Genomic DNA, 2718 nt, shown 5'->3' with positions numbered 1-2718 from the left:
CTTTATCTCTGGAATAGGTAAAGACTTTGTATCTATCTTGCCATTTGGTGTCAGAGGTAGAGTCTCTAAAGTGATGATAAAACTAGGTATCATATAATCTGCTAATATCTCTCTTAGATAAGACTTTAGCTCTTTCTCTTCTCCTACGATATAGGCTAATAATTTATCATGGAAGACAATAACCACACACTCTTTGATAGAAGAGTATTTGAGTATAGTGTTTTCTATCTCACCCAATTCTATTCTAAAGCCTCTAAGCTTGACTTGATTATCTACTCTGCCTAGATACTCTATATCTCCATTCTCATCACATCTACCCATATCTCCTGTTTGATAAATGCGTCCATATTGAGGGTGATTGATGAATTTTTCATTTGTTAAATCTTCTCTATTGAGGTATCCTCTTGCTAGTCCTATACCACTTGTACAAATCTCACCTATTGTACCTATGGGCATCTGTTCTAGTGTATCATTGAGTATATAATTAGATATATTTGCGATACTTCTACCAATAGGAATAGAGTTATAAGTTTTGTCTTTATCTACCTTATAGAATGCACTACAAATTGATGTCTCTGTTGGTCCATAGGCATTGATATAGTTACATTTACTTGCATACTTCAAAGCATCTGATACTATAGCTTTCTCTCCTGCTGTGATGATGGTCTTAAAACCCTCTAATTCTCCAATATTTGCCAAAAATGTAGGGTTGAGTACGGCTGTATTTACGCTATATTTTTGGCTTATTTCTACAAAACGATTAAGAAGTGTCTCTTTATCTACTATCACATAACATGCACCTGCTAAGAGTGTCAAAAATGTCTCATAGATAGAAGCGTCAAAACTAAATGAAGCAAATTGTATCACTCTATCACTCTCTAAAATACCAAAACCTTCTATTTGATAAAGTATCATATTGATAAAGCTTTTATGCTCCACCATCACACCTTTTGGATTGCCTGTTGTTCCTGATGTATAGATGATATAGGCTAAATCTGTGCTACTTCTCTCTATATTTGGATTGTTTATTTTTGAGCTTTTTATATCCTCTACACATACTATATCTATATCCAAATCACTACAATACTCTCCTATTCTACTCATATTGGCTCTGTCTGTAATAAGTAATTTAGCATTGCTATCTTTGAGCATATATAAGACTCTATCTTTGGGATAGTCACTATCTATAGGTAAATAAGCCCCTCCACTCTTTAGCACACCCAAAAGTGAACTTATCATTGCAGGGCTTTTATCCAAAATAATAGGAATTATCATCTCTTTGGTCACATTATACTTATCTATGAGGTGATGTCCTATTTGATTGGCTTCCTTATTTAGCTCATGATAACTTATCTCTTTATCTTCAAAAGAGATAGCGATATTATCAGGATACTCAGATACTTTTGTCTCAAAAAGCTCTATGATAGTCTCATCTATAGGATACTCTCTTTTGCTATTATTAAAGCTATCCAATAGTACCTGTTGGTTGTTTGAGATAAACGCTAGTTCATTGATGGTTTTATCTAATTCTATAGAGTCGATAAGCGTCTCTAGGTTTTCAAAGAGTCTCTGTATGGTCTCGTGTTCAAATAGGTCAGTATTGTACTCTACCATTAGCTCTATATCACTGTTTATTTGTGTATAGTTTAGCGTCATATCTAGCTTTGATGTCTTTGTATCTATCCTCTTTGCTGTACTTTTTAGAGTGTCAAATTTAATTTCACCCATTTCATTATTTTGTAAAATAACCATCGTATTAAAGAGAGGATTTTGTGTTAAATCTCTGTCCAAATTTAGCTCATCTACGAGCTTATCAAAAGGATAATCTTGATAAGCAAATGCATCTAAACACATATCTTTGGTAGATAATAGATTTTCTTCAAATGACTTCTCTCTATCTATTCTACTCCTAAGTGCTAAAGTATTGACATAAAATCCTATTTGCCTTGCCAAAATTTCATTTTCTCTATTGGCTACAGGCGTACCGATAATGATGTCATCTTGATTGGAATATTTGGCTAAGAGTATATTTGAGATAGTCAAAAGAGTGATAAAGAGTGTATTATCTTTGGCTATATCTAGTAGCTTGGAGGTCAATCTATTGTCTATAATAAAATATTGTGCATCTCCAGCAAAGGTCTGTTGCTTGGGTCTGCTATGGTCTAGTGGGAAGTTTAGTGTCGTTGGATTTTCCAATAAAGAGTGCCAATACTCTTTATGCTTTACCAATGTACTCTCATCTTCTAAAAGTCCATTTTGCCAATGGGCATACTCTTTGTATTGAATACCCAAAGGTTCTTTTTCTATCTCTTCTTCTCTTAATAATGCTGTATAAATTTGAGATAATTCATCAAGAATAATACCAATAGACCAACCATCACTGATAATATGGTGCATATTTAAAAACAGTATATTACTATTGATAAGCTTAATATAAAATAGAGAATCACACTCCAAATCAAATACTTTTTTTGCCTCTTGTTCTATATACTCTTGGGTATTTTCTACTTCTATATTCTCAAATACCTCATCTCGTGGTCTCTTTTGTATCACTTGTCTAGGATTACTTAATATAGTAATAAAATTTGTCCTAAGTATCTCATGACGGAATATAAGTATATCTAGTGTCTTTTGCAAAATATCTGCATTGACTTTTCCATCAAACTCTATCGCTCCTGCGATATTATAACTATTGAAATTTTCTTGAAGTTTATCAAG

General features: G+C 33.0%; 1 protein-coding gene. It reads right to left on the bottom strand.

Translation table 11 applies throughout. The features are described from left to right. The coding region (locus GSY74_RS06865; RefSeq protein ID WP_164664364.1) for an amino acid adenylation domain-containing protein at positions 1-2718 on the bottom strand (2718 nt) is incomplete at both ends.

This window comes from Sulfurovum sp. bin170 (assembly GCF_010892395.1).
Lineage (GTDB): Bacteria > Campylobacterota > Campylobacteria > Campylobacterales > Sulfurovaceae > UBA1140.
This window is presented reverse-complemented; position numbering and strand designations above follow the sequence as displayed.